The sequence below is a fragment of the Umezawaea beigongshangensis genome, assembly GCF_016464305.1.
Taxonomy (GTDB): domain Bacteria; phylum Actinomycetota; class Actinomycetes; order Mycobacteriales; family Pseudonocardiaceae; genus Umezawaea_A; species Umezawaea_A beigongshangensis.
Genome location: NZ_JAEIOJ010000011.1, coordinates 14954 through 36723, shown reverse-complemented (window position 1 = coordinate 36723; position 21770 = coordinate 14954). Strand labels below are relative to the sequence as shown.

Annotated in this window: 25 protein-coding genes; 13 read left to right on the top strand and 12 right to left on the bottom strand. The window is 73.3% G+C overall.

Features of this window, described 5'->3' with window-relative positions; translation table 11 throughout:
* Positions 1 to 182: 182 nt before the first annotated feature.
* The 3 genes from IMZ35_RS24105 (at position 183) to IMZ35_RS24095 (ending at position 2765) form a co-directional block, all read left to right on the top strand.
* A complete protein-coding gene (locus IMZ35_RS24105; protein WP_199443470.1) occupies positions 183 to 995 on the top strand; it encodes an SAM-dependent methyltransferase in 813 nt (270 codons plus the stop codon).
* Between the two features lie 479 nt (positions 996 to 1474).
* Positions 1475 to 1912, top strand: coding sequence for a tyrosinase family oxidase copper chaperone (locus IMZ35_RS24100; protein WP_199443469.1), 438 nt, complete (start codon positions 1475 to 1477; stop codon positions 1910 to 1912).
* A 31-nt stretch (positions 1913 to 1943) separates the two neighbouring features.
* The gene (locus IMZ35_RS24095) at positions 1944 to 2765 is read left to right on the top strand and encodes a tyrosinase family protein (RefSeq protein ID WP_199443468.1); all 822 of its coding nucleotides are present in this window, start codon (positions 1944 to 1946) and stop codon (positions 2763 to 2765) included.
* A 125-nt stretch (positions 2766 to 2890) separates the two neighbouring features.
* Here IMZ35_RS24095 and IMZ35_RS24090 read toward each other — a convergent pair whose 3' ends face one another.
* Positions 2891 to 3382 carry an FBP domain-containing protein gene (locus IMZ35_RS24090; protein ID WP_199443467.1) on the bottom strand — a complete coding sequence of 164 codons (492 nt, stop codon included), beginning with the start codon at positions 3380 to 3382 and terminating at the stop codon, positions 2891 to 2893.
* A gap of 72 nt (positions 3383 to 3454) precedes the next feature.
* Here IMZ35_RS24090 and IMZ35_RS24085 point away from each other — a divergent pair, with 72 nt between their 5' ends.
* Positions 3455 to 4024 (top strand): TetR/AcrR family transcriptional regulator, encoded by a 570-nt coding sequence (locus IMZ35_RS24085; protein ID WP_199443466.1) that lies wholly within the window; start codon positions 3455 to 3457, stop codon positions 4022 to 4024.
* Positions 4025 to 4125: 101 nt separating this feature from the next.
* Here the strand turns inward: IMZ35_RS24085 and IMZ35_RS24080 are convergent, their stop codons facing one another.
* The 3 genes from IMZ35_RS24080 to IMZ35_RS24070 all read right to left on the bottom strand — a co-directional run bounded on the left by IMZ35_RS24080 (position 4126) and on the right by IMZ35_RS24070 (position 6100).
* Positions 4126 to 4479, bottom strand: coding sequence for a DMT family transporter (locus IMZ35_RS24080; protein ID WP_199443465.1), 354 nt, complete (start codon positions 4477 to 4479; stop codon positions 4126 to 4128).
* Entirely contained in the window at positions 4479 to 4793 is a 315-nt protein-coding gene (locus IMZ35_RS24075; protein ID WP_199443464.1) for a DMT family transporter, read from the bottom strand. Before IMZ35_RS24075 ends, IMZ35_RS24080 begins: the two co-directional genes overlap by 1 nt.
* A 470-nt stretch (positions 4794 to 5263) precedes the next feature.
* Complete coding sequence (locus tag IMZ35_RS24070) at positions 5264 to 6100, bottom strand: NAD(P)H-binding protein (RefSeq protein WP_199443463.1); 837 nt, start codon at positions 6098 to 6100, stop codon at positions 5264 to 5266.
* An 82-nt stretch (positions 6101 to 6182) separates the two neighbouring features.
* Between IMZ35_RS24070 and IMZ35_RS24065 the strand changes: the two genes are divergently transcribed.
* A complete protein-coding gene (locus tag IMZ35_RS24065) occupies positions 6183 to 7136 on the top strand; it encodes an AraC family transcriptional regulator (RefSeq protein WP_199443462.1) in 954 nt (317 codons plus the stop codon).
* A gap of 58 nt (positions 7137 to 7194) precedes the next feature.
* Here the strand turns inward: IMZ35_RS24065 and bla are convergent, their stop codons facing one another.
* Entirely contained in the window at positions 7195 to 8073 is an 879-nt protein-coding gene (bla, locus tag IMZ35_RS24060) for a class A beta-lactamase (RefSeq protein WP_229373144.1), read from the bottom strand.
* Positions 8074 to 8245: 172 nt separating this feature from the next.
* Between bla and IMZ35_RS24055 the strand changes: the two genes are divergently transcribed.
* Positions 8246 to 9130 (top strand): LysR family transcriptional regulator, encoded by an 885-nt coding sequence (locus IMZ35_RS24055; RefSeq protein WP_199443460.1) that lies wholly within the window; start codon positions 8246 to 8248, stop codon positions 9128 to 9130.
* Entirely contained in the window at positions 9127 to 10038 is a 912-nt protein-coding gene (locus IMZ35_RS24050) for a serine hydrolase (protein WP_199443459.1), read from the top strand. Before IMZ35_RS24055 ends, IMZ35_RS24050 begins: the two co-directional genes overlap by 4 nt.
* A 30-nt stretch (positions 10039 to 10068) precedes the next feature.
* Here the strand turns inward: IMZ35_RS24050 and IMZ35_RS24045 are convergent, their stop codons facing one another.
* Entirely contained in the window at positions 10069 to 11025 is a 957-nt protein-coding gene (locus IMZ35_RS24045; RefSeq protein ID WP_199443458.1) for an alpha/beta fold hydrolase, read from the bottom strand.
* Positions 11026 to 11040: 15 nt separating this feature from the next.
* On the opposite strand from IMZ35_RS24045, the gene IMZ35_RS24040 reads away from it, so the two are divergent.
* Positions 11041 to 11403, top strand: a complete 363-nt coding sequence (locus IMZ35_RS24040; RefSeq protein ID WP_199443457.1) for an MmcQ/YjbR family DNA-binding protein — start codon at positions 11041 to 11043, stop codon at positions 11401 to 11403.
* An 18-nt stretch (positions 11404 to 11421) separates the two neighbouring features.
* Here the strand turns inward: IMZ35_RS24040 and IMZ35_RS24035 are convergent, their stop codons facing one another.
* Positions 11422 to 12141: a TetR/AcrR family transcriptional regulator gene (locus IMZ35_RS24035; RefSeq protein WP_307868698.1), complete on the bottom strand. Its 720-nt coding sequence runs from the start codon at positions 12139 to 12141 to the stop codon at positions 11422 to 11424.
* A 95-nt stretch (positions 12142 to 12236) separates the two neighbouring features.
* Here IMZ35_RS24035 and IMZ35_RS24030 point away from each other — a divergent pair, with 95 nt between their 5' ends.
* The 3 genes from IMZ35_RS24030 (at position 12237) to IMZ35_RS24020 (ending at position 15434) form a co-directional block, all read left to right on the top strand.
* Positions 12237 to 13169: a zinc-binding dehydrogenase gene (locus IMZ35_RS24030; protein ID WP_199443456.1), complete on the top strand. Its 933-nt coding sequence runs from the start codon at positions 12237 to 12239 to the stop codon at positions 13167 to 13169.
* A gap of 66 nt (positions 13170 to 13235) precedes the next feature.
* Positions 13236 to 14297, top strand: a complete 1062-nt coding sequence (locus tag IMZ35_RS24025) for an LLM class flavin-dependent oxidoreductase (protein WP_199443455.1) — start codon at positions 13236 to 13238, stop codon at positions 14295 to 14297.
* A 459-nt stretch (positions 14298 to 14756) separates the two neighbouring features.
* Positions 14757 to 15434, top strand: coding sequence for a S1 family peptidase (locus IMZ35_RS24020; protein ID WP_199443454.1), 678 nt, complete (start codon positions 14757 to 14759; stop codon positions 15432 to 15434).
* 23 nt (positions 15435 to 15457) lie between these two features.
* Here IMZ35_RS24020 and IMZ35_RS24015 read toward each other — a convergent pair whose 3' ends face one another.
* Both IMZ35_RS24015 and IMZ35_RS24010 read right to left on the bottom strand, forming a co-directional pair.
* Positions 15458 to 16135, bottom strand: coding sequence for a class I SAM-dependent methyltransferase (locus IMZ35_RS24015; RefSeq protein WP_199443453.1), 678 nt, complete (start codon positions 16133 to 16135; stop codon positions 15458 to 15460).
* A gap of 8 nt (positions 16136 to 16143) precedes the next feature.
* Entirely contained in the window at positions 16144 to 16404 is a 261-nt protein-coding gene (locus IMZ35_RS24010) for a helix-turn-helix transcriptional regulator (protein ID WP_199443452.1), read from the bottom strand.
* 56 nt (positions 16405 to 16460) lie between these two features.
* On the opposite strand from IMZ35_RS24010, the gene map reads away from it, so the two are divergent.
* A complete protein-coding gene (map, locus tag IMZ35_RS24005) occupies positions 16461 to 17225 on the top strand; it encodes a type I methionyl aminopeptidase (RefSeq protein WP_199443451.1) in 765 nt (254 codons plus the stop codon).
* A gap of 13 nt (positions 17226 to 17238) precedes the next feature.
* On the opposite strand, the gene IMZ35_RS24000 is transcribed toward map, so the two are convergent.
* The 3 genes from IMZ35_RS24000 to IMZ35_RS23990 form a co-directional block, all read right to left on the bottom strand.
* Entirely contained in the window at positions 17239 to 18282 is a 1044-nt protein-coding gene (locus IMZ35_RS24000; RefSeq protein WP_199443450.1) for a hypothetical protein, read from the bottom strand.
* A complete protein-coding gene (locus tag IMZ35_RS23995) occupies positions 18279 to 19856 on the bottom strand; it encodes a hypothetical protein (RefSeq protein WP_199443449.1) in 1578 nt (525 codons plus the stop codon). Before IMZ35_RS23995 ends, IMZ35_RS24000 begins: the two co-directional genes overlap by 4 nt.
* Before the next feature lie 233 nt (positions 19857 to 20089).
* The gene (locus IMZ35_RS23990; RefSeq protein WP_199443448.1) at positions 20090 to 20368 is read right to left on the bottom strand and encodes a hypothetical protein; all 279 of its coding nucleotides are present in this window, start codon (positions 20366 to 20368) and stop codon (positions 20090 to 20092) included.
* A gap of 294 nt (positions 20369 to 20662) precedes the next feature.
* On the opposite strand from IMZ35_RS23990, the gene IMZ35_RS23985 reads away from it, so the two are divergent.
* The gene (locus tag IMZ35_RS23985) at positions 20663 to 21685 is read left to right on the top strand and encodes a TerC/Alx family metal homeostasis membrane protein (RefSeq protein WP_307868696.1); all 1023 of its coding nucleotides are present in this window, start codon (positions 20663 to 20665) and stop codon (positions 21683 to 21685) included.
* The last annotated feature ends 85 nt before the right edge of the window (positions 21686 to 21770 follow it).

Here is a 21770-nt window from a genome sequence, read left to right as displayed (position 1 = left end):
GCCACCGAAAATCGCAGCAGAGCTGTCGCAGCGCACGGGCGTCACCCACCAGCGCGGCGCCTTCGGGAACCGGTGACGCTCGTACCGCCCATCGGGTGACGCCGTCACCGGATCGGTGGGCCACCACCCGGTGACGGCTAGGCTCGGCGGCCGTCGACAGTCGACCGCCGGTGGGGGCAGCAGTGACCGAACTCTCCTGGGTTCCCGAGGGAATCGACATCACGCGTCCCGCGGGCGCGCGGGTGTACGACTACCTGCTGGGCGGAGGGCACAACTTCGCGGCGGACCGCGCCGCTGCGGTGCGCATCGAGCAGATCCTGCCGCGGGCCAGGCCGATCGCGCAGTCCAACCGGGCGTTCCTGCGCCGCGCGGTGCGGTACATGGTGCAGCGGGGTGTCACCCGGTTCCTGGACCTGGGATCGGGGATTCCGACGGTGGGCAACGTCCACGAGATCGCCCAGCGCGCCTCCCCGGACAGCCGGGTGATCTACGTCGACTGCGAACCCGTGGCGGTGGCGCACAGCGCCATGCTCCTGAACGGCGACGACCGCGCGTGCGTGGTGCAGGCCGACCTCACCGACCCCGACTCCGTGCTCGCCGCACCCGCGGTGCGCGAGCTGCTCGACGCGGACGAGCCGATCGGGCTGCTGATGGTCGCCGTGCACCACTTCGTGCCCGACGAGCGCGACCCCGCGGGGCTGGTCGCCCGGTACCGCGACGCGGTGCCGGACGGCAGCCTCGTGGCCATCTCCCACCTGACCGCCGACCACGACCCCGAGGGCATGGCCCAGGTCAGCGCGGTGATGGCCGCCAGTCCCGACCCGATGTTCTTCCGCCCCCGTCACCAGGTCCTGCGACTGTTCGACGGCACGGACCTCGTCGAGCCCGGCCTCGTCGACGCCCCGCGGTGGCGTCCCGAGACGGATCCCCCCGCCGAGGAGAACTCGGTGCTGGGCGTGTACGCGGGCGTAGCTCGCATTCGGGACGGAGACTGAGCGCGCGGTCGTCCGCAGCCGATCCGGACGGCCCGCGCCTCTCCGATCAGCGCACCCGCGAAGCGCGAACCGGTCGCACCGCCGGGTCCGACGGTCGAGCACTCGCCGTCACCGCACCGAGTACCACCGCGGTGACGGCGAGTGCGCTCTTCCGCAGTCGGAACAAACTCTTCGCTGAACGTTACAAAAAAGCGTTGCTAACACTCGTTTGAGTGAATCGAGCACCACGTTGGCGTCAATGATCTTGTCGAGAGTTATCGTGATTCGCATCACAGATCGGCGGAGAGTGCGGCCACGCTGCACGTGCGCACCAGCACCGGAGCAGCACCGCTCGTCACGGGCGCACGATCGCCTCGTCGCACGAGGAACCACGGAAGAAGCGGTACGGCGAATCGGCTGACGGTTCGAGATCGACCGTCTCTTCCCGACTCCGGAGCGAGCGCGCCGATCCCCTCCCGCTTCCTCGCCTAAGGACCGTCATGACCGACATATCTCGCCGAGACGTGTTCCGGCACGGCGCGGCGGCCGTCCTGGTCACCGCCACCGCGTTCGGCTACGTCACCTCGTCCTCGTCCGTCGGGAGAACCGGCTCGCGCGAGAGGTCGGCCGCAGCCGATCCCCGCGACTTCGAAGAGGTCTACAAGGGCAAGAAGATCAAGGGCGAGCACGACCGGGCCAACGGCCAGCACAGGGTTCACATCAACGGCAGGAAACTCGGGGTCGCGCAGGTCCAACTCCCCGTGAGCCCCACGTCGACGGAGACGTTCACCGCCGTGATCAGCACGGTGAACCACTTCGAACCCGTTCCGCTGGACGAGACGAACAACCGGGACGGCCTCAAGAAGCTGGCGAAGATCGTGGTGGACCAACTCGGGGATCAGGAGCTCACCCGCGACGCCGACCACCACCACCACTGACCCGGGCCGGGACATCGAAGAGGTGCGCACCATGGGAACCCGCAAGAACGCGGCCGCGCTGACAGCCGCCGAGAAGTCCAACTTCGTCGCCGCGGTCAAGGCGCTCAAGGCGCAGACCACCGGTCGCAACTACGACTGGTTCGTGCGCGTCCACATGAACTACTTCGGCACCGTCGACGGTCACAACTACGCACACATGTCGCCGTCGTTCCTGCCCTGGCACCGACAGTTCCTGCTGGAGCTGGAGAACGCCCTGAAGGGCTTCAACCCGGCGGTCGACCTGCCCTACTGGAACTGGACGGCCAACCGTTCCACCACCGGCGCACCGTTCACCTCCGACTTCATGGGCGGCAACGGTTCGGGCGGCAACGGTTCCGTCACCTCCGGCCCGTTCGCCGGTGCCGCGAACTGGCGGATCAACGTCAGCGCCACCTCCTCGACGTCGCTGCGCCGGGCGATGGCGCAGCGCGGCTCCCTTCCGACGGCCTCCGACGTCGACGGTGTCATGAGCGTCTCGACCTACGACGTGTCGCCGTGGAGCTCCGCCTCCCGCAGCGGCATGCGCAACCGGCTGGAGGGCGGCCTGGCGCCGGACCTGCACGGGCGCGTGCACAACTGGATCGGCGGGCACATGGCGCAGATCGACTCGCCCAACGACCCGGTGTTCTTCCTGCACCACTGCAACATCGACCGGCTCTGGTCCCGCTGGCAGACCTCCAGGGGGTTCGACGCGGGCCGGTACGCGCCCGGCGGGAACGTCAGCAACGTCGTCGACGTCAACGAGACGCTCGCACCCTTCGGAACCACCGTCTCGTCCACCCTGGATCACCGCGGCACCTACACGTACGCCTGAGGGGGCTTCGCCGGGACGACGAGAGCGGGGACTCGGCGTCTCCGGGCACGCCGAGCACGCCGGACGTCGCCGTGTGCGCACAGCGCTGCTGCGCAGGTCGGGCGCGGGCGTCCCGCGGTGGGGTGTCAGGCGGCCACCCTCGCCAGGAACCCCGCGAGGGTGGCCCCGGTCCGCTCGACCTTCTCCTCCAGCGACAGCGACTCGTGGACGCGACCACCGGAACCGGCGTCCTTCTTGCCGCGCAGGTAGAGCGAGCACGCCAGGTCCGAGCACAGGTAGGCGCCCACCGAGTTGCCCGCCTGCCCGCTGCGCCCGGCCTTGCGCGCGGTCATCAGGGAGACGCCGTCGCCGGGGTGCGTGGTCAGGCACAGGGTGCACATGCTGCGGCGCAGGTGACCGGACGGGGTCGCGCGGCGCAGGGCCACGCCGATCGGACCGGCCGCGGTGCGGGTGACGAGGTAGGCGCGGTCCGGCGCGCCCGGATCGCTCCAGCCGAGGAAATCCAGGTCGTCCCACGGCCGTTCGGCCAGGTCCCTGGGCACGACCAGGCGCTTCGTCTCGCCCTTGGTGCAGTTGATGAAGGAGGCGCGGATGTCGCGCTCGGTCAGTGGTTCCACGGGGTCGACGGTAAGCTGCCTAGGACCATTAGGCAAAATAATAGTGGTCCTAGGTTGTGTGGAGGGGGCACGGTGGCACGGGCGGGGTTGAACGCCGAGCGGCTGACGCTGGCGGCGGCGGAGCTGGCAGACGAGGTCGGCGTCGAGAACGTGACGGTGTCGGCGCTCGCGCGTCGGTTCGGGGTCAAGGACGCGAGCCTGTACTCGCACATCCGCAACGCTCACGACCTGCGGGTGCGGCTGGCGCTGCTGGCGCTGGCGGAGCTGGCCGACCGGGTCGCCGCGGCACTGGCCGGGCGGGCGGGGAAACAGGCGCTGGCGGCGTTCGCCGACGCCTACCGCGCCTACGCCGGACAGCACCCTGGGCGGTACGCGGCCGCGCAGTTGCGGCTCACCCCGGAGGAGGCGGCGGCGAGCGCGGGACGCCGGCACGTGGAGATGACCCTGGCGATCCTGCGCGGCTACGAGGTGCCCGACGCCGAGCAGGTGCACGCGGTCCGGCTGCTGCACAGCACGTTCCACGGGTACGTGACGCTGGAGCGGTCGGGCGGGTTCGACCACTCCGGCGACGTGGAGACGTCGTGGAGCAGGGTGGTGGACGCCCTCGACGCCGCGCTGCTCAACTGGCCCGCCAGCGGGTGACCGCGGTGCGCCGGGCGGTCGACGGCCCCCGGCTACCGACCGCCCGGCGGTGTCGCGACGGGTCTGCGCGGTGGGGCGATCCCGCCGCTCGGAACCCGGACTCAGCGTCCGGCCGAGTCGCTGTCCCCTCGCACGGGGGGCGCTTTGACGACGTTCAGCCCCACGACGCTGGCGACGATGCCCGCGAGGAACAGCATCCGCAGCGCGGTGGCGGCCTCGTCGCCGGTGACGACGGCCCAGGCCACGGTCAGCGCCGCACCGGTGCCCGTCCAGACGGCGTAGGCGGTGCTGATCGGGATGTGCTTGGCCGCCCGTCCCAGCCCCAGCACGCTCAGCACGATCGCGACGGCGAACACCAGCGTCGGCACGAGCCGGGTGAACCCCTCGCTCCGGCCGAGCGCGGTGGCCCACACCGCCTCCAGCACGGCGCTGGTCATCAGCACGACCCACGGCATCAGCCCACCGCCTTCAGTCCGACGACGCACCCCACGAGGAGCACCAGCAGCGCGGCACGCGCGACCGTGAGCCGCTCCTGCCCGCGAGCGACGGCGAGGACCACGGTGAGCACCGCGCCGATGCCGACCCAGACCGCGTAGGCCGTGCCGGTGGGCAGTTCGGTCATCGCGTACGACAGACCGATCATGCTCACCACCATCGAGACCGCGAACACGGCCGTGGGCCCCTTCCTCCGGAAACCCCGCGAGGCGCCCAGCGCGGTGGCCCACACCGCTTCGAGCACCCCGGAGGCGATCAGCACCGCCCAGGCCATCGTCCACTTCCCGTCCACGGTTGTCGCACGGGTGTGCGATCACGAGCCTACCTTTTTCGCACGACCGTGCGAGAACCGTGGTGTGCCGAGGAGGACGAACCCGCGGGAACGCGACCGGGCGGTGGTCGAAGCGGCGTGGCGGGTGCTGACCCGCGACGGGCTGGCCGCCCTGTCGGCGCGCACCGTCGCCACCGAGGCCGGGCTCGCGCCCAGTTCCCCGCGCACACCTTCCCCACCCGGGCCACCGTGCGCGAGCGCGCCGTCGAAGTCGTCCTCGACGCGTACCTCACGACCCTCGCGCGCACCCGAGCCCCCGCCGCACCAGCGCGCCGACCGTGGCGAGCGGAGGGCGGGGCGCGGTCGGCGGACGAGCTGCGGCGACCACGCGCGGGTGCCGTCACCGTCCACCGCGGACGCTGCGTCCCGGCCGGAGGCGGTCGGGCGTCGACGGTCCGGGTCGCCCGGGGCGATCACCGCTGCCAGACTCCCGCCGCCGCTGCCCGTACGACGTAGTCCTCGAAGGTCCGGGGTTCCCGTCCCAGCACGGTGGCGAGGTCGTCCGTGGCCGTGGCGAGCAGTCCCCGCTCCATCATCACGAACATCTCGGCGACGTGGTGGGCGTCGTCCTCGCTCACGCCCTCGTCGACCAGCGCCGCGGAGTACTCGGCGGCGGAGATCTGCCGGTAGCTGATGTCCCGCCCGGACGCCAGGGAGATCAGCTCGACGGCCTCGCGGAAGGTGATCGCACGTGGTCCGGTCAGCTCGTAGATCCGTCCGGCGTGCCGACCGGCCTCGGTCAGCACGGCGGCCGCGGCGTCGGCGACGTCCTCGACGTCGATGAACGGCTCGGGAACCGCACCGGCCGGGAGCGCCAGCTCTCCGGCGAGCAGCGGGGCGTGGAAGACGTCCTCGTCGAAGTTCTGGTCGAAGTTCGACGACCGCAGGACGGTCCACTCCAGCGCCGAGCCGCGCACGGCCTCCTCGGCCGACCGCATGTCCAGCCCGAACGCGGAGTCGCCCCAGGTGTCGGCGCCGTGCCCGGAGAGCAGGACCAGCCGCCGCACTCCGGCCGCCTCGGCCCCGGCCACGAACTCGTGCACCGGACCCGGCACGCGCGGGGGCACCACGTAGACGGCGGCGACACCGTGCAGGGCCTCGTCCCAGCCGCCGGGGTCGGACCAGTCGAACCGGATCTCGCTCGATCGGGAGGCGGCGCGCACCGGCGTGCCGCGCAACCGCAACCGGGCGGTGATCCGCCGGCCGGTCTTGCCGGTCGCGCCGAGGACGAGGGTGGTTCCGTTGCTCATGAAGACGAGTGAACACGACAGAATCGGACGTGCCCATGGGTGAGGAGCCGGATCGCCTGTGTGATCGTCTAGTCTCGGCAGGGTGGACGCGTTCAGTGATCTGATCCGCGGGGTGCGGGCCCACGGCTCGTTGTTCGGCAGTTCGACCCTGTCCCCGCCCTGGGCCCTGCACTTCGTGGACGGCGCACCGCTGACCCTGTGCACGGTCCTGACCGGGCAGGGCTGGATCGTGCCGGAGCACCGCCCGCCCGAGCTGCTCCGCGCCCGCGAGACGATCGTCGTGCGGGGTCCCGCGACGTTCGCCTTCGTCGACGAGATCGGCACCGGGGCCGAACCGATCGTGTGCGGCGAGGACTGCGCCACGCCCGAGCAGGGCGGGACCCGGCACCGGCTGGGCTGGAACGACCGCGGTGACGACCGCGGCACGACGACGCTGATCGTGGGCGCCTACCCGGTGCGCGGCGAGATCAGCCGCCGGCTGCTCGACGCGCTGCCCGTCGTGCTGCGCGTGGACGCCGGGGGCACGTCCGACCCGGTGCTGGACCACCTCGCCGCCGAGGTCGCCGTCGACACGCCGGGCCAGCAGGTGGTGCTCGACCGGCTGCTGGACTGGATGCTGGTCTGCACGCTGCGCGAGTGGTTCGACCGGCCCGGTGGCGAGCCCCCGGCGTGGTGGGCCGCGCAGCGGGACCCGGTGGTGGGCGGTGCGCTGCGCCTGCTGCACGCCGAACCGGCGGCACCGTGGACGGTCGCCGCGCTGGCCGGTCGCACGGGGGTGTCGCGTTCGACGCTGGCCAAGCGGTTCTCCGACCTGGTCGGCGAACCGCCGCTGACCTACCTCGCCCGCTGGCGCATGACGCTCGCGGCGGACCTGCTGGTCGAGCGGGAGGCCGCGACCGTCGCGGACGTGGCCCGCACCGTGGGCTACTCAGACCCGTTCGGGTTCAGCGCGGCGTTCAAACGGATCAGAGGCACCAGTCCGAGCGAGTTCCGGCGCACCGCGACCACCGCCTCTCCTGCGGGTTCGAACGCCTGAACCCCACCACCCGCGCCACCGGCCGCACCCCTCGTTCGGCCGGTGGCGCGAGATCCGCTCAGTCCAGGACCTCGACCACGACCTCGGTCGCACGGGCCAGCAGCACGTCGTCACGAGCGGCGTCGGCGGTGGCGCGGCTGGACAGCACCGCCAGCACGATCGGCGCGCGGTCCGGCGGCCACACCACGGCGATGTCGTTGCGCGTGCCGTAGGAGGCGCTGCCGGTCTTGTCCCCCACGACCCAGCCGTCCGGGACTCCGGCCCTGATCGTCTTGTCACCGGTGGTGTTGCGGCGCATCAGGTCCACCAGGACCTCCCGCTTCTCCGCGGGCAGCGCGTCGTCCACCGCGACCGCGCGCAGGCTCGTCGCCAGCGCCCTGGGCGTGCTGGTGTCGCGGACGTCGCCGGGCAGCGCCTCGTTCAGCTCCGGCTCCAGCCGGTCGACGTGCGTCGTCGTGTCGCCGATCTCCCGCAGCGCCTCCCCCAGCGCCGCCGGACCGCCCAGCTCGCGGAACAGCAGGTTCGCGGCGGTGTTGTCGCTGAAGCGGATCGCGGCGTCGGCGACCTCGCGCAGCGTCATGCCCGTCTCGACGTGCTTCTCGGTGACCGGCGAGTAGTCCACGAGGTCGGCGGCGGTGTACCGGACGACCTCCTCCATCTCCGGAAGGGTGTTGCGCCGCAACACCGCGGCAGCGGACAGGGCCTTGTGGGTCGAGGCGTAGGCGAAGCGCTCGCCGTCGCGGTGGGCGACCTCGCGGCCCGTGGCCGTGTCGATCGCGTACACGCCCAGCCGCGCGTCGAACGTCCGCTCCAGTTCGGCGAAGTCGGCGGCGGGGTCGGCGGCGGAGTTCCCCGCTGGCACCGGAGCCGACGTGGCGGTGGACGACGACACTGGCGCGGTGGTGCCGCGGTCCGCGGTCGTGGTGCAGGCGGTCAGCGCGAGCGCGGCGAGTGCCGCCGCGACCGTGCTGCGCAGCAGGTGTTTCGTCACCGGTGTTCCCCCTCGTGGTGGGACTGATCTTCTGACGGAGGCAGTGTCGCGGCGGTCGTGACATGTCGTCCAAGACGGAAGGCGTCGATCACATGCGTTTCTGGCATAGAGTGAGGTCGTGGACCTGGTCGGCGCGTGCAGGGCGTTCGTGAGCGTGAGTGAGCGCGGCAGCTTCACCCTCGGCGCGGCGGCGGCGCGGATACCCCAGCCGGTGGCCAGCCGCCGCATCGCGGCGCTGGAGGCGCACCTCGGCGCGCGGCTGTTCGACCGCGCCACCCGGCGTGCCACGCTGACGCCGTTCGGCCTGGACCTGCTCTCCAGCGCCAAGCGCGTCGTGCAGGCCGCCGACGCGCTGGAGCACGACGCGCGCCGGGCCGGGCAACGCCCGCTGCGCCTGGCCGTGCCCGCGTCCTGCGGCACCCGCACCCTGGCCCGGCTCGACGCCGACGCCCGCGCCCGCGGCGTGGTCCTCGACCTGCGCCCGGCTCCGCCCGCCGAGCGGGCGGAGATGCTGCGCACGCAGGAGGTGCGTGCGGCGCTCACGGCCGTCCCCGCCGAGGAGGCGGTCTGGACGGTTCCGCTCGGAGTGGCCGCGGCGAGGCCCCCGGAAGCGGCGACGGTCCACCTGGACACGCTCCGGCCGGGCCGCGGCGGGCGCCCGGTCCGGCGGGTGTGGCTGCAACCGGAGGACGACGTGCCCCACGTGCGCGACCGCATCCTGCGGGCCCGCGACGCCGCCGGTCTGCGGCCCTCCCAGGTCGTGGTGGCGGGATCGCTGACCTCCGCCGTGGCGCGGGTGCTGGGATCTACGGACCTGCTGCTGTGCCCGGCCTCGCAGGCCGACGAGCTGGACCTGCACTGGCGACCGCTGGGCGCACCGGTCCTGGCGCGCGGTTACGACGTGACCGCCGGCATCGCGGACGACACCGACCGCATCCGCACGGGCCTCGCGCGCCCGGTCGCGCGGTGCCTCGGCGCGACGGCGGACGAGGAGGACCTGTGAGCGGGGACGCGCTCGTGGCGGCGCTGCGCGAGGAGCTCGACGACGGCGGCCTGCGCGGCTCCTTCCTGGTGCGGGACCTGCACACCGGCGAGGAGATCGGCATCGACCCGGACGTGGAGTTCCCGCTGGCCTCGCTGGTGAAGGTCCCGCTGGCGATCTCGACGCTGGAGCGGGTGCGCACCGGTGAGCTCGACGGCGCCGAGCAGGTCCTCGTGCGGCCCGGTGCGCCGGAGACGGCGGGGCCGCCGGGACTGTCCCGGTTCCGCCACCCCGCCACCGTCGCCGTGGAGGACCTGGTCTACCTCAGCACCTCCATCAGCGACGGGACCGCCGCGGACACCCTGTTCGAGCTGACGCCCCCCGCGCGGGTCGCGCGCACCCTGCGCGAGCTGGGCCTGCGCGGGATCACCGTGCGGCACCCCATCAGCGATCTCACCGACACCCCCGCCGAGCGCTTCGAACCCGACCAGGTGCACCTCGCCCACACCCTCGCCATCGGCGCGCGCACCGCCGGACGCGGGCACCCGGTGCCGCAGCTGGACGTCAGTCGGGCGAGTTCGGGCACCGCGCGCGCGATGACCGACCTGCTGCACGCGCTGTGGACACCGTCGACGATCCACCCGGACGTCGCGGCGCGGGTGCGCGACCTCATGGCGCACAACGTCCTGCGGCAACGGCTCGCCCCCGACTTCACCTCCGACTCCACGACGTGGTCGTCCAAGACCGGCACGCTGCTCAACCTGCGGCACGAGGCCGGGGTGGTGGAGCACGCCGAGGGCGGGGTGTTCGCCGTCGTCGCGCTCACCGAGTCGCGCGTGGCGGCCTCGGCCCAGCCGGAGGCCGAAGCGCTGATGGGCCGGGTGGCGCGGGCGCTGCGGGACCGGCTGCGCCTGCTCCGGACGTGCTGACCGGCGACGCCGGTCCCGGTGGTCGGCCCGTCAACCGGTCGCGGCGTCCCGGTCGGCGCGCTCCCAGAACGCGGCGAGGACGCCGTTGACCAGTTCCGGTTCCTGCACGTGCGGGTAGAAGCCGGGCACCGTCACCAGTTCCGCGCCGATCTCCCGCGCGATCACCCCTGCGGCCACCTTCAGCGGTTCACCGGCGAGCCGCCGGTAGTCCGGCGGCGCGTTGTGCCAGTCGCCCACGAGCACCAGCGACGGCCAGGACGCCCGTGCCAGCGGAGCGAGCGGCACCTCCGCGTCCCAGCAGGGGCGCTCGCGCAGGGCGGCGTCGGCGGCGCGCAGCCGCGACGGCGTCGCGTCGGGCACCGGCAGGCCCACCGCCTCCACCGACAGCCGCAGGTACCGCTCCGCGGTGAGGTCGGTCGGCAGCTCCGCCGTCGCGGCCCGGTTGCGGCGCAGGACCTCCGCGACGAGCGGGTGGTCCTCCGCGGGGCGCAGCGCCCCCGGCTGGATCAGGCACAGCGACCTGACCAGGTCCGGTCGCGCCGCGGCCGCCAGCATCACCCCCACGGCCCCGTAGGAGTGCCCGACCAGGTGCGCCCCGCCCAGGTGCTCCACGATCCCGACCACGTCACGGGCGTCCGCGGTGTAGTCGCTGCGGAAGCGACCCCGGCCGACCTCGGGACTGTCGCCGTGACCCCGGCGGTCGACCAGGTGCACCTCCCGCACCTCGCCGAGCCGACGCTGCGCGCCGAAGCCGTAGAGCTCGTCGGTCCCCCAGCTGAGCACCCCGTGGACGAACACCGCCGGCGGGCCCACCGCGTCCGGGCCGCGAACCACCTCGACGTGCACGCTCTCCTCACCGGCCACCACGCCATGACAGCGCACCGGCCACCCGGCCGTGAACACGCCGACGGGGTGACGTTCGCGCGGAACGTCCGCCGTCGTGGTGCCGGGACCGGTGATCAGCGCCCTATACTGCGAGCCTGACACTGCCGGGGGGCGACGATGGCCGTGAGCGACGACGAGTTCTTCCAGACGGTGGACGCACTGGCGGGCGTGCGACGCGCCGAGGGCGAGGGGTACAGCTCGTTCAGCGTGCACGGCAAGCGGTTCGGCTACCACTGGCCCCGCACCCGGACCGCCGGTCTGAAGCAGACCCTCTCCGAGCAGCAGGCGCTGGTCTCCGAACGGCCGGACGTCTTCGAGGTGCAGTTCACCTCCGGCGGCTTCGGCTGGGTCGTCGTCCAGCTGGCCGGCGTCGAACTGGACGAGCTGTCCGAACTGGTCTTCGAGGCCTGGCGGTTGTCCGCACCGGAGGAACTCCTCGCCGAGGTGCCCGATCCGGCTCTGCCGGTGCACGCCGGGTGACGTGCGAGGGGCTCTCGCCTACCGGTTCCGCTGTGCCGACGGAGGACGTGCGGTCAGCGCGAGACTCTGCGGCAGGACCTCGATCGCGTCCTGGACGCGGATCGCCAGTTGCCGCCTGTCCGGAGCCTCCGACCCGGTCAGCGCGTCGTCGCCCACCAGGGTCTCCCAGTCGGCGAGGGCGTAGCGGAACGCGGCGGTGAGCATGTCCACCGCCAGCCGGAGGCGAGCACCGTCCTGATCGGACAGACCGAGGTTCCGGTGGAGGATCTCCACCGCCGCGAGGGTGGCGCGCTCGCAGAAGTGCAGGTTGTGCGCGGCCGTCGACGGGGCCAGCGTCGCCAGCCGGGAGCTGCGCAGGACCCGGAGGGTCCAGCTCTCGTCCATGTCCGCCAGTGCGACGAGCACGACGTCCCTCATCAGCTCCACCACCGGCTGACCCGCCGGTGAGGCGGTCTCCAGCTCCTCCAGGAAGACGCCCCAGAAGTCCTGGTGGGGCGTCATCGCGACGTCCTCCTTGCTGCTGAAGTACCGGAAGAACGTGCGCTTGGAGACCTCGGTCTCGTCGCACAGCTCGTCCAGGGTGACGGCGTCGAAGCCGCGGCTCAGGAACAGGTCGAGCGCGGTGTCGACCAGCAGGCGCCGGGTGCGCAGCTTCTTGCGCTCGCGCAGCGACGACGCGGCGGGTCTCGCCGACGGCGCGGGAGCGCGAGCCGGGCCGGTGCGGGGAACGGCGGTCACGGCCGAAGGATAGCCGAAATCAGGCACTTGTGCGCATGTGCCACTTGGTGGCACTTTTAGTGGGGTCTCGTCCTCCGAAGGAAGGCTCACCCGACATGCGTGCCCTGCTCGTCGACCGCACCCGCGCCTCCGGTCTCCGCCTCGGCGAGGCGGCCGATCCCGAACCGGCACCCTTCGAGGCCCTGATCCGGGTGACCGCCAGCTCGCTGAACTTCGGGGAGGTCGCAGGCGTCCTGCCGGGCGCGCCGGACGGCGCGGTGCTCGGCTGGGACGTCGCCGGTGTCGTGGAGCGCGCCGCGTCCGACGGCAGCGGTCCCGCCGCCGGAACGCCCGTGGTCGGCGTCGGCGGAGCGGGAGGCGGGTGGGCGGAGTTGCAGGCCGTGCCGACCGCCGGTCTCGGTGTCGTCCCCGCGGGAGCCGACCTCGGCGCGATCAGCACCGTTCCCGTCGCGGGAGCCAGCGCCCTGCGGGCGCTGCACAGGATCGGCCCCCTGCTGGGCAGGAGGGTCCTCGTCACCGGTGCGACCGGTGGCGTGGGGCGCTACGCCGTCCAGCTGGCCCGCCTCGGCGGCGCGCACGTGCTCGCGTCCACCGGCGATCCGGCCGGGCACGGTGACGGGCTGCGCGCGCTGGGCGCGCACGAGGTGGTGGCGGGACCGCGGTTCGTCGACGGCCCGGTGCACGGGGTGGTGGACGCCGTCGGCGGCGAGCAACTGGTCGAGGCGTTCGGGAAGCTCGCTCCGCACGGCACGCTGGTCGCGGTCGGCCACACGACGGGACAGCCCGAGAGCTTCCCGCTCGGCGCGTTCGTCGGCGACGGCGGACGGCACGACCGCTCCGTCGTCACCTTCTACCTCGCGGACTGCCCCGACCTCGCTCCGGACCTGACCTGGCTGGCCGGGCAGGTCGCCTTCGGTGTCCTCGACGCGCAGATCGCGTGGCGCGACAGCTGGGAGCGGGCCGACGAGGCGGTGAGCGCCCTGCTGGAGCGCCGGCTCCACGGCAAGGCGGTCCTGGAGATCCGCTGACGGGCCACCACCGCTTCGGCGGATGCGCGAGGACGGCGGATCCACCACGCTGGAACGGTGCCCGGGATGAAGTTCAGCTACGCGATGCTGCCCGACTACCCGTTGCAGGACTCCCTCGACGCGATCCAGCTGGCCGACGAGCTGGGCTACCACGCGGTGTACGCCGCCGACGAGACCTGGCACAAGGACATGTGGTTGCTGTTCGCCGCGGCCGCCGCTCGGACGCGGAACATCCGCTTCGGACCGAGCCTGTCGCCGATCACCCTGCGGGAGCCGACGCTGGTCGCGCAGGCGACGGCGACGCTGGACGAGCTGACGGGTGGACGTGCGGAGTGCGTGATCTCCAGCGGCAACTTCGGGCTGCTGGCCCAGTACGGCGTCGACTGGGCGACGACCAGACCGCTGTCCCGCGTCCGGGAGGCCCACCACGTGGTGCGGACGTTCCTGGACGAGGGCACGATCACCCACAGGGGCGAGTTCTTCACCTACGACGGCCTGTTCACCTTCGCCCGCCCCGTGCAGCGGCACGTGCCCCTCATGCTCGGGGCGATGCGGGGCCCGAGGTCGTTCCAGGTGGCCGGGGAGATCGCCGACGGCGTCCACCACGCCCTGAGCTACACGCGGCGCGCTCACCAGTACGCGGTGGACAACGTGCGCATCGGCGCCGAGCGCGCCGGTCGGGACTGGCGCTCGCTGGACCTGGGAGCCTGGACGGTGTTCTCGACCGGGCCGGACGGCCGGGCCGCGAAGAACGCCGCACGGGCGATGGTGGGCCTCTACGCCTCCTCCATGTCCGCCGAGCAGTTGCGGCGCAACGACGTCGACCCCGACTCGCTGCGCGATGCCGTCGAGGCGGTCGGTGCGGGCGATCTCCGGCGGGCCTACGAGCTGACCCCGCCGGAGATCGCCGACGCGCTCTCGATCTCCGGCACGCCGCAGGAGTGCGTCGACAAGATCGAACGGGAGATCGAACCCACCGGGATGAACCACCTGATCCTGGCCATCACCGACTCCGAGCTGGTCAAGGTCTTCTCCGGGATGGAGCTGCCGGGAGTGCTCAGCGTTCCGGAGCAGCTCCAGCTCGTCCACGACGAGGTGATGCCCGCCTTCGCCGCGACCACCGGCTGATCCCGGAAGGCGGGCGTGCGCACGGCCGGACGCCGAGCCCGCCCCCGCGGTCTTCACCGACGATCAGCACGCCGCGTGGGAGAGGATCGTCCGGCGGGTGTCGCGGGAGGCCGGTCCGGTCACCAGGCGGCCCGGCTCGACGGCATCTCCCACCGGACGCGGACCACCCCCACCTGATCACCGGGCCGCCGCTCGGTCGCGGGTTGTGGACGACGCTCACGCGGTCCTGCGGCTGCCGGTGGTGGGCCCGCGAGGGCGTGCGCGTGATCGCCGACCGACCGCTGCCCGCGTCTCCCCCGCCGGACCTCGGGTGGCTCGGGCAGCGGCGGTGCGCGTCCGTGCGGGCGGTCGGTGGAACCGTCGCTGCCCGAACGCTCCCGCCGAACGCCGTGTCCCTTGAGGACGTGCCGCGCGACCGAGACTCTGATTGAAGAGTCAACTTCTCAGGAGGCGGGGGCCATGCGTTCGATTCGCACGTTGTTCAGCACCGGTGCCGTGGCGGTGGCGCTCGCGGTGGCGCTGCCCGGCTCGGCGGCGGCGATCGTGGGAGGCCGGGCCGCTCCCGCGACACCGTGGGTGGTGAAGGTGAACCAGGGCGACATCGTCGACTGCACCGGCTCCGTCGTCGCGGCGCGGTGGGTGCTGACCGCCCGGCACTGCGCCGACGAGACCGCGGAAGCGACCTCGGTCGACGTCGCGGGCACCGAGATCGCGGTCGACCGGAAGGTGGTGGCGCCGCAGGGCGATGTCGCCCTGCTGCACCTGGTCACCGCGACCACCGCGATGCCCGTGCGGCTCGGGACGAGCGACCCCGTCCTCAGCACCTTTCCGGTCGGCACGATGTTCGGCTGGGGGGCCGAGGGCCCCGGCGGCCCGATCGGCGTGCTGCTGAAGTCCGCGCTCGTGGACGTGATCGGCTTCTACACCGACGCCCACGGCGGCCGCACCATCGGCACCAGCGGCAGCACCGGAGCCGGGTGGCACGGCGACTCGGGCGGCCCGCTGCTCGTCGGCGGCCGACTGGTCGGTGTGGCCTCGTCGGTGCTCGGGCAGGACGGGAGCAACCCCTACGCCCACACGGACTTCGCGAGCGTGGCGGCGCACCGCGGCTGGATCCGCACCGCGGCGGGCGTGTAGCACCGGACGGCGGGCGCGGGGCGTCAGCGGGCCAGGCTCCACACGGTGGTCGTGCGGGTCTCGGCGCTCTCCAGCGTCGCGGGCACCGGCACGACGTGCTCCGCGACGCGACGCAGTCCCTCGCGGGGCAGGTGGGCGCGCTGCGGATCACCCACCAGCACCAGCGCGCCCCGCACCGCCGCGCGCCGCAGGAACGGCAGCACCCGCGCCGCCATCCACCGGTCGTAGAACACGTCACCGGCCAGCACCACGTCCGCCTCCGGGTCGGTGTCGAGCACGTCCCCCGGTTCGACGACGATCGACACCCCGTTGACCTCGGCGTTCAGCGCGACGGCGACCACGGCCAGCGGGTCGACGTCGTTGGCGACCACCTCGGCCGCACCGGCGAGCGCCGCGGCGACCGCGACCAGACCGGAACCGGAGGCCAGGTCGAACACCCGCCGTCCCGCCACCAGGCCGGGGTGGTCGAGCACGTGCCGGGCCAGCGCCTGCCCGCCCGCCCACGGGAACGCCCAGAACGGCGGCGGAAGCTCCTCCCCGGCCCCTCCGGCGTTCCGCTCGGTGCTCTCCCACAGGTCGACGACCTCCCCGCCGGTGTGCAGCCGGACCTCCGGCACCAGGGGCACGGCCCGGACAGCGGTGTGCGCGCGCACGAACGCCGCCGCGTCGCGGAACGCGGCGGGCCCGTTCTCCTCGTCCACGCGCGGGATCAGGCCGACAACCGCACGGGGCGGGCCAGGTCGGCGCACAGCACGTCCAGCGACACCCCGACCGTCGCCGCGATGGCCGCCACGGTGAACAGCGCGGGCGTGGGCACCCTGCCGCGCTCGATCTTGCGCAGCGTCTCCACCGAGATCCCCGCCGCCGCGGCGACGCTCGTCGTGCTGCGCTCCCCCCGCGCGAGACGCAGGGCCTCGCCGAGGCGCTCGCCGCGTTCCCGCTCGGACTGGGTCAGTGGTTGCCGGACCATCGCATGATAGTAATCCGGCATACCTATCCCGCTTCCTCGTTGTGCTGGAGAACGCCGTGATCGAGCTGAAGACACCGACCGAACTCGACGCCATGCGCGAAGCGGGCCGCGTCGTCGCCGCCGCCCTGGCGGCCGTCCGAGCTCACGCCGTCCCCGGAGTCTCCCTGCTCGAACTGGACCACGTCGCCGACACCGTCATCCACGAGGCCGGTGCGCGGTCCTCCTTCCGCGACTACCTGCCCTCCTTCGCCCCCACCCCGTTCCCCGGCGTCATCTGCGCCTCGGTCAACGACGTCATCGTCCACGGCATCCCCGACGAGCGGCGCATCGCCGACGGCGACCTGGTCAGCATCGACTGCGGCGCCCACCTCGACGGCTGGCACGGCGACTCCGCCATCAGCTTCGTCGTCGGCACCGCGGACCGCGCGGACCTCGAACTCGTCGACACCGCCGAACGCGCGCTGGCCGCCGGCATCGCCGCGTGCGTTCCCGGTGCCAGGCTGAGCGACGTCTCCCACGCCATCGGCCTCCTCGGCCGCGCCGCCGGGTACGGCATCCCCCGCGACTTCGGCGGCCACGGCATCGGCCGCGCGATGCACGAGTCCCCCGGCGTGGCGAACGACGGCGAGCCCGGCCGCGGCCCGACCCTGCTCCCCGGCATGGCCATCGCGATCGAGCCGATGTTCATGGCGGGCGGGCGCGACGCCTACCGCACCGCGGAGGACGGCTGGGCCCTGCGCACGACGGACGGCAGCCGCGCCGCCCACGTCGAGCACAGCGTCGCGATCAGGGAGGACGGTCCGCAGGTGCTCACCGCCTGATCCGGGGTGGTGCTCAGACGGGGTTGAGGGCGAACAGGTGGTTGGCCTCGCCGCCGACGGTCAGCGCGGCGGCCCGGTCGGCGGCGGTCAGCGCCCGCTGGTTCGCCTCCGGCGCCAGCGTGCTCCTGCCCGTGCTCTCCAGGCGGCGCAGGGCGGCGTCCAGCTCCGCCCGAGGCACGTCGGGCAGCGCGTCGCGCAGCTCGGTCAGGGAGATCCACTCGCCCTCCACCGGCCGCAGGCGCCGGGCGGCCTCCACGACGCGGCCCGGCACCCCGGTCTCGGTGACGGGCGCCGGGTGACGGGCCAGGTAGCCGCGCTCGAAGACCAGCGCGTTCTCCTCGACGGTGACGTCGTCCCCGTCCAGGCGCGCCAGCACGGCGTCGACCTCCTCCCGCGTCGCCGCCACCGCGGCGCGCAGGTCGGTCAGGAGCACCTCGGCGTGCGGTGAACGCCGCAGGCGGCGGTACGCCGCCAGGAGGTCGGTCTCCACGACCGCGGCGCGCTGCGCGGAGCGGGCCGCCGCGCCGCGCGCGGCCGCGGTGGAGCGCCCGGCGGGGGGCGCGGGCTCGTCGGCCGGGGTGGTGACGGTGAGGCCGTCGACGTAGTCGGTGACCTGGAGGGTGTCGGACAGGCCGGGCTCGTAGCCCTCCATCACCGTGTCGGACAACGCCTGCTCGGCGTGCTCCACGTCCCCGGACTCCAGGGCGTCGGCCACCGGCACCAGGTCGACGTCGACCTCGCCGACGGTCCGCAGTCCCTGGTCGGCGCCGTCGTAGGCCACCCGCACGGTGCCGACCTCGACGGTGCCGCCCGCCCCGCGCAGCACCCCGGCGGCGACGTGGTTCGGCAGCCACCTCAGCGCGAGGTCGACGACGGCCTGCCGCCGGGCCGCGGGGGGCGTGACGCTCATCCAGCGGCGCGCGGTGCGGGCGGCGATGCCGGCCTGCTCGGCCACCCACCGGGTGGCGCCGGCGCCGTGCACGGCGCGGATCGCGGCCTGCGCGTCGGGCACGCCCGCTCGGCGGGCCAGGGTCCGGACGATCTCGGCGAACGTCACTGCGGCGCTCTCTCCCTGCGTGCGGTGTCGGTGGCGGTGATCGCACGGCGCAGCGTGCCGATGCGCCCCCTGCGGTGGGCGGTGACGATCTCGTCGGTGATCGGGCCGTAGCGGTTGACGTGGAACTTCCCCGGCTGTCCGCCCCTGGGCGTGATGGTCAGCGCGTCGGGCAGGACGGGTCCGGGGCCGGGTCCGACGAACCAGAAGGAGTCCTTCATCGCGCCCAGCAGCCGGATCTCGGCGTTGGCCGGCGCGGCCAGGGCCTTGTCGACGGCACGCAGGGCGTTCACCCCGCCCTGGGCGACGATCTGGTCGCCCCAGTCCGGCCGCAGCGTCTCGGTGTTGTTCAGCGTGCGGGAACGCAGCCAGCCACCGGAGAACGTGGCGTACACGGCCTTGAGCACCGCGCCCGCGCCGGCCGCCGCCGGAGACTCCGCGGCGGCCCGGTCCAGGGTCTCGCGGCCCTCGGCGAACAGCTGCGCCCACCGCTCCAGCCGCTTCCCGTGCCGCGCGGTCTCGCCGCGTCCGCGCCCCCTGGGCCAGTACACGGCGCCGGTCACGTCGAGGGCGCTCCCGTGGTCGCGGTGCAGGTACGTCGCCGACGGGGTGGGCAGCCACCAGTCGTCACCGACGCGGGCGAAGGCCAGTCGCGCGGTGGGCGCGGCCGGCAGCTCCGGCCTCGTGCCCAGCCGCACGTAGCCGGGACAGGCCAGCACGGAGCGGAGCTCGTCGGGCGCGACGTGCTCGACCTCGTCCGGCTCGCCGTCACCGAGCAGCACCGACCGCATCGCGCCGAGGTACTGGGCGTTGACGTCCAGCTCCGTCACGCACCACCCGGCCTCCCCGGCGGCGGCGAGGTCCACGTCCTGGTCGACGAAGGACAGCACGTCCAGGGTGGTCCGCGACCGGCTGATCTCCCACACGCGCTCGTCGTCCAGCCTGCGCGGCGGCACCATCACCGGGTAGCGCGCGCACAGCCAGCGCAGAGCGGCGGTGCCGGTCATGCCGCGCGAGGAGACGTAGCGCAGCGCGTCGCCCTTCACGGTCAGGGCGGCGTGCCACGCGGCCAGCGCGGCGGCGCACTCCTCGTCGGTGGCGTCCCGGTGAGCCTCGATCTGCCGCAGCGCGCGGGAGAAGTCCCGCAGCTCCTGCCCCGCGTCGAGGGTGAACCGGTCCTCGGCGGTGGTGCCGGTCAGCCGCCGCCGCGCCGGGACGGCCTCGGCGGCCGGGGCGGCGGGGCGGGGCAGTTCCGGGCTGCCGGCGTGCTGCCAGCAGTGCTGGTGACCGGGGTGCCCGTAGATCCGGGTGATCGTGGCGCGTCCGCACCACGTGCACGGCAGGCCCTCCAGGGGGTGCGGTGTGGTGCGGACGGGCTCGGCCGTGACCGGACCGGCCTCGTTCAGCGCGGTCAGGGCGACGGCGGCCCGGCGCAGCTGGTCCACCACCCCGGTCCAGTCCGCCGACCAGTGCCCCGTGGCGTGGGCGCGGGCCACCGCCCGGTTCGCCTCGGTGAGCAGTCTCGACGCCCGTCCGAGCAGGTCGTCCGGGTTGGAGGACGGCTCGGTACCGCTCATCACGACCCCCGTCCGGCGGGGATCGGCGACGTTCGCCCGCGCCGCCGGAGCTCACGGGTGCTGATGTCGGCGAGCAGCGTCACAGACCGCCCCGGCAAGATCGTCGTGATGTGGCAGCGCCACTATAGCGGCGCGCGCCACCACGACCGGCCGACGACCAGCGGCACGTCCGGTGTGGACGCGGAGGACCGCCGCCGTCGTCCGAAGTGGACCCGACGAGGTCACCGGGGCGCTCAGCCGACGTTGAAGTTCTGCTCCACCTCGTCGACCAGCGCGTCCAGCACCCGACGCGCGGTGGCCTCGTCGGCGTCGTGCACGGTCAGCTCGATCTCGCTGGCACCGGCTCCTCCGGACCGCACGCGGAGCGACCCGCCGTCCCACTCCACCCGCGAGTCACCGACCGGTCCGGGCACACCGGACGGGAGCCACGACGCGGTCCTCGCCGGGTCGGTCGCGGTGTTCAGAACGATCTCCGGCAGGGCGTTCGCGCCCCGGCGCACTGTTGCCGTCATGCCGTCCGGGTACCCGCGTGCGGGCCGGTCACCACGTCGCCGTCACCGTCCCGACGAGAGCCACCTCACGTGTCCCCGGTCACCTGCGCGGAGGCGCCGTGATCGCACGACCGCCGCACGCGTCGCCCCGGAACTGCGAACACCAAGTAACCTTTACCGGCGAGGGGAGTACTTCCCAAGTGCCGGACCGGTCAGTACGAGCTCCACCGACGGAGCTCCCGGACGGCCACCCGCAGGTCACCGCGGGTGAAGGAGACCTCATCAGACGACGCACGCCCGTTTGAGGAGACCCCCGTGCCCGCCGAGACCCACCTCGCAGCACCCCTGAACACCATCGGGACCCCGTCACTGTGGATCATCACGGTGGCGGTGCTGCTCGCTCTGCTGGTCCTCGACTTCATCGTGACGCGCAAACCGCACCACGTCGGGCTCAAGGAGGCCCTGGCCTGGACGGCGTTCTACCTCGCGCTGCCGGTCCTGTTCGGCGCCTACCTCTGGTTCGACCACGGCTCCACCCAGTCGGTGGAGTTCTTCACCGGCTGGATCGTCGAGAAGTCGCTCTCGGTGGACAACCTGTTCGTGTTCATGCTGCTGATCAGCGCCTTCGCCGTGCCGGACGAGCTCGTGCAGCGCGTCCTGCTCTACGGCATCACCGGCGCTCTCGTCCTGCGCGCGATCTTCATCGCGCTCGGCGCGGCGATCCTGCAGACCGGCACCTGGGCGTTCCTGCTCTTCGGCGCCATCCTCGTCGTCACCGCGATCAAGATCTTCCGCGACGCGATCAGCGGTCACGAGCAGTCCGTCGACATCAGCTCCATGCGCTCGGTGAAGTTCCTGCGCCGCTTCATGCCGGTCGTGGAGGACTACCGCGGCCCGCGCCTGTTCACCCGGCACGACGGCCACCGCGCGCTGACCCCGCTGGCGCTGGTCGTCGTCGCCGTCTTCGCCACGGACATCGTCTTCGCGATCGACTCCGTCCCCGCCGTCTACGGCATCACCGAGGACCCCTACATCGTCTTCACGACCAACGCCCTGGCCCTGCTCGGCCTGCGCGCGCTCTACTTCGTCCTGCAGAACGCCCTGACGAAGCTGCGCCACCTCAACCACGGCCTCGCGATCATCCTGGCCTTCATCGGCGTCAAGCTGGTCCTGCACTGGGCGCACGGCGTGTGGCCGGGCGTCCCCGACGTGCCCACCCCGCTGTCCCTGCTGGTCATCGCCCTCACGCTCGCCGTCGTCACCGCGACCAGCCTGCGCGCCAACCGGAGGGACGCCGCCGGGAGGGCGGACGTCCAGCCGCACGACACCGCACGCTGACGTCTCGCGCGGTGGTCCGCGGCTCGACCGGGCCGCGGACCACCGCCCGCCGCGCGTGCCACCGGAGCGGCGAGGTGCAGCCGGG

Bases quoted from the DNA above. Each gene is read 5' to 3' on its own strand.
- IMZ35_RS24010 (WP_199443452.1), bottom strand. From the start codon at position 16,404: ATGGTCCGGCAACCACTGACCCAGTCCGAGCGGGAACGCGGCGAGCGC.
- IMZ35_RS24080 (WP_199443465.1), bottom strand. From the start codon at position 4,479: ATGCCGTGGGTCGTGCTGATGACCAGCGCCGTGCTGGAGGCGGTGTGG.
- IMZ35_RS24040 (WP_199443457.1), top strand. From the start codon at position 11,041: ATGGCCGTGAGCGACGACGAGTTCTTCCAGACGGTGGACGCACTGGCG.
- IMZ35_RS24020 (WP_199443454.1), top strand. From the start codon at position 14,757: ATGCGTTCGATTCGCACGTTGTTCAGCACCGGTGCCGTGGCGGTGGCG.
- IMZ35_RS23990 (WP_199443448.1), bottom strand. From the start codon at position 20,368: ATGACGGCAACAGTGCGCCGGGGCGCGAACGCCCTGCCGGAGATCGTT.
- IMZ35_RS24070 (WP_199443463.1), bottom strand. From the start codon at position 6,100: ATGAGCAACGGAACCACCCTCGTCCTCGGCGCGACCGGCAAGACCGGC.
- IMZ35_RS24075 (WP_199443464.1), bottom strand. From the start codon at position 4,793: ATGGCCTGGGCGGTGCTGATCGCCTCCGGGGTGCTCGAAGCGGTGTGG.
- IMZ35_RS23995 (WP_199443449.1), bottom strand. From the start codon at position 19,856: ATGAGCGGTACCGAGCCGTCCTCCAACCCGGACGACCTGCTCGGACGG.
- IMZ35_RS24095 (WP_199443468.1), top strand. From the start codon at position 1,944: ATGGGAACCCGCAAGAACGCGGCCGCGCTGACAGCCGCCGAGAAGTCC.
- IMZ35_RS24030 (WP_199443456.1), top strand. From the start codon at position 12,237: ATGCGTGCCCTGCTCGTCGACCGCACCCGCGCCTCCGGTCTCCGCCTC.
- IMZ35_RS24100 (WP_199443469.1), top strand. From the start codon at position 1,475: ATGACCGACATATCTCGCCGAGACGTGTTCCGGCACGGCGCGGCGGCC.
- IMZ35_RS24025 (WP_199443455.1), top strand. From the start codon at position 13,236: ATGAAGTTCAGCTACGCGATGCTGCCCGACTACCCGTTGCAGGACTCC.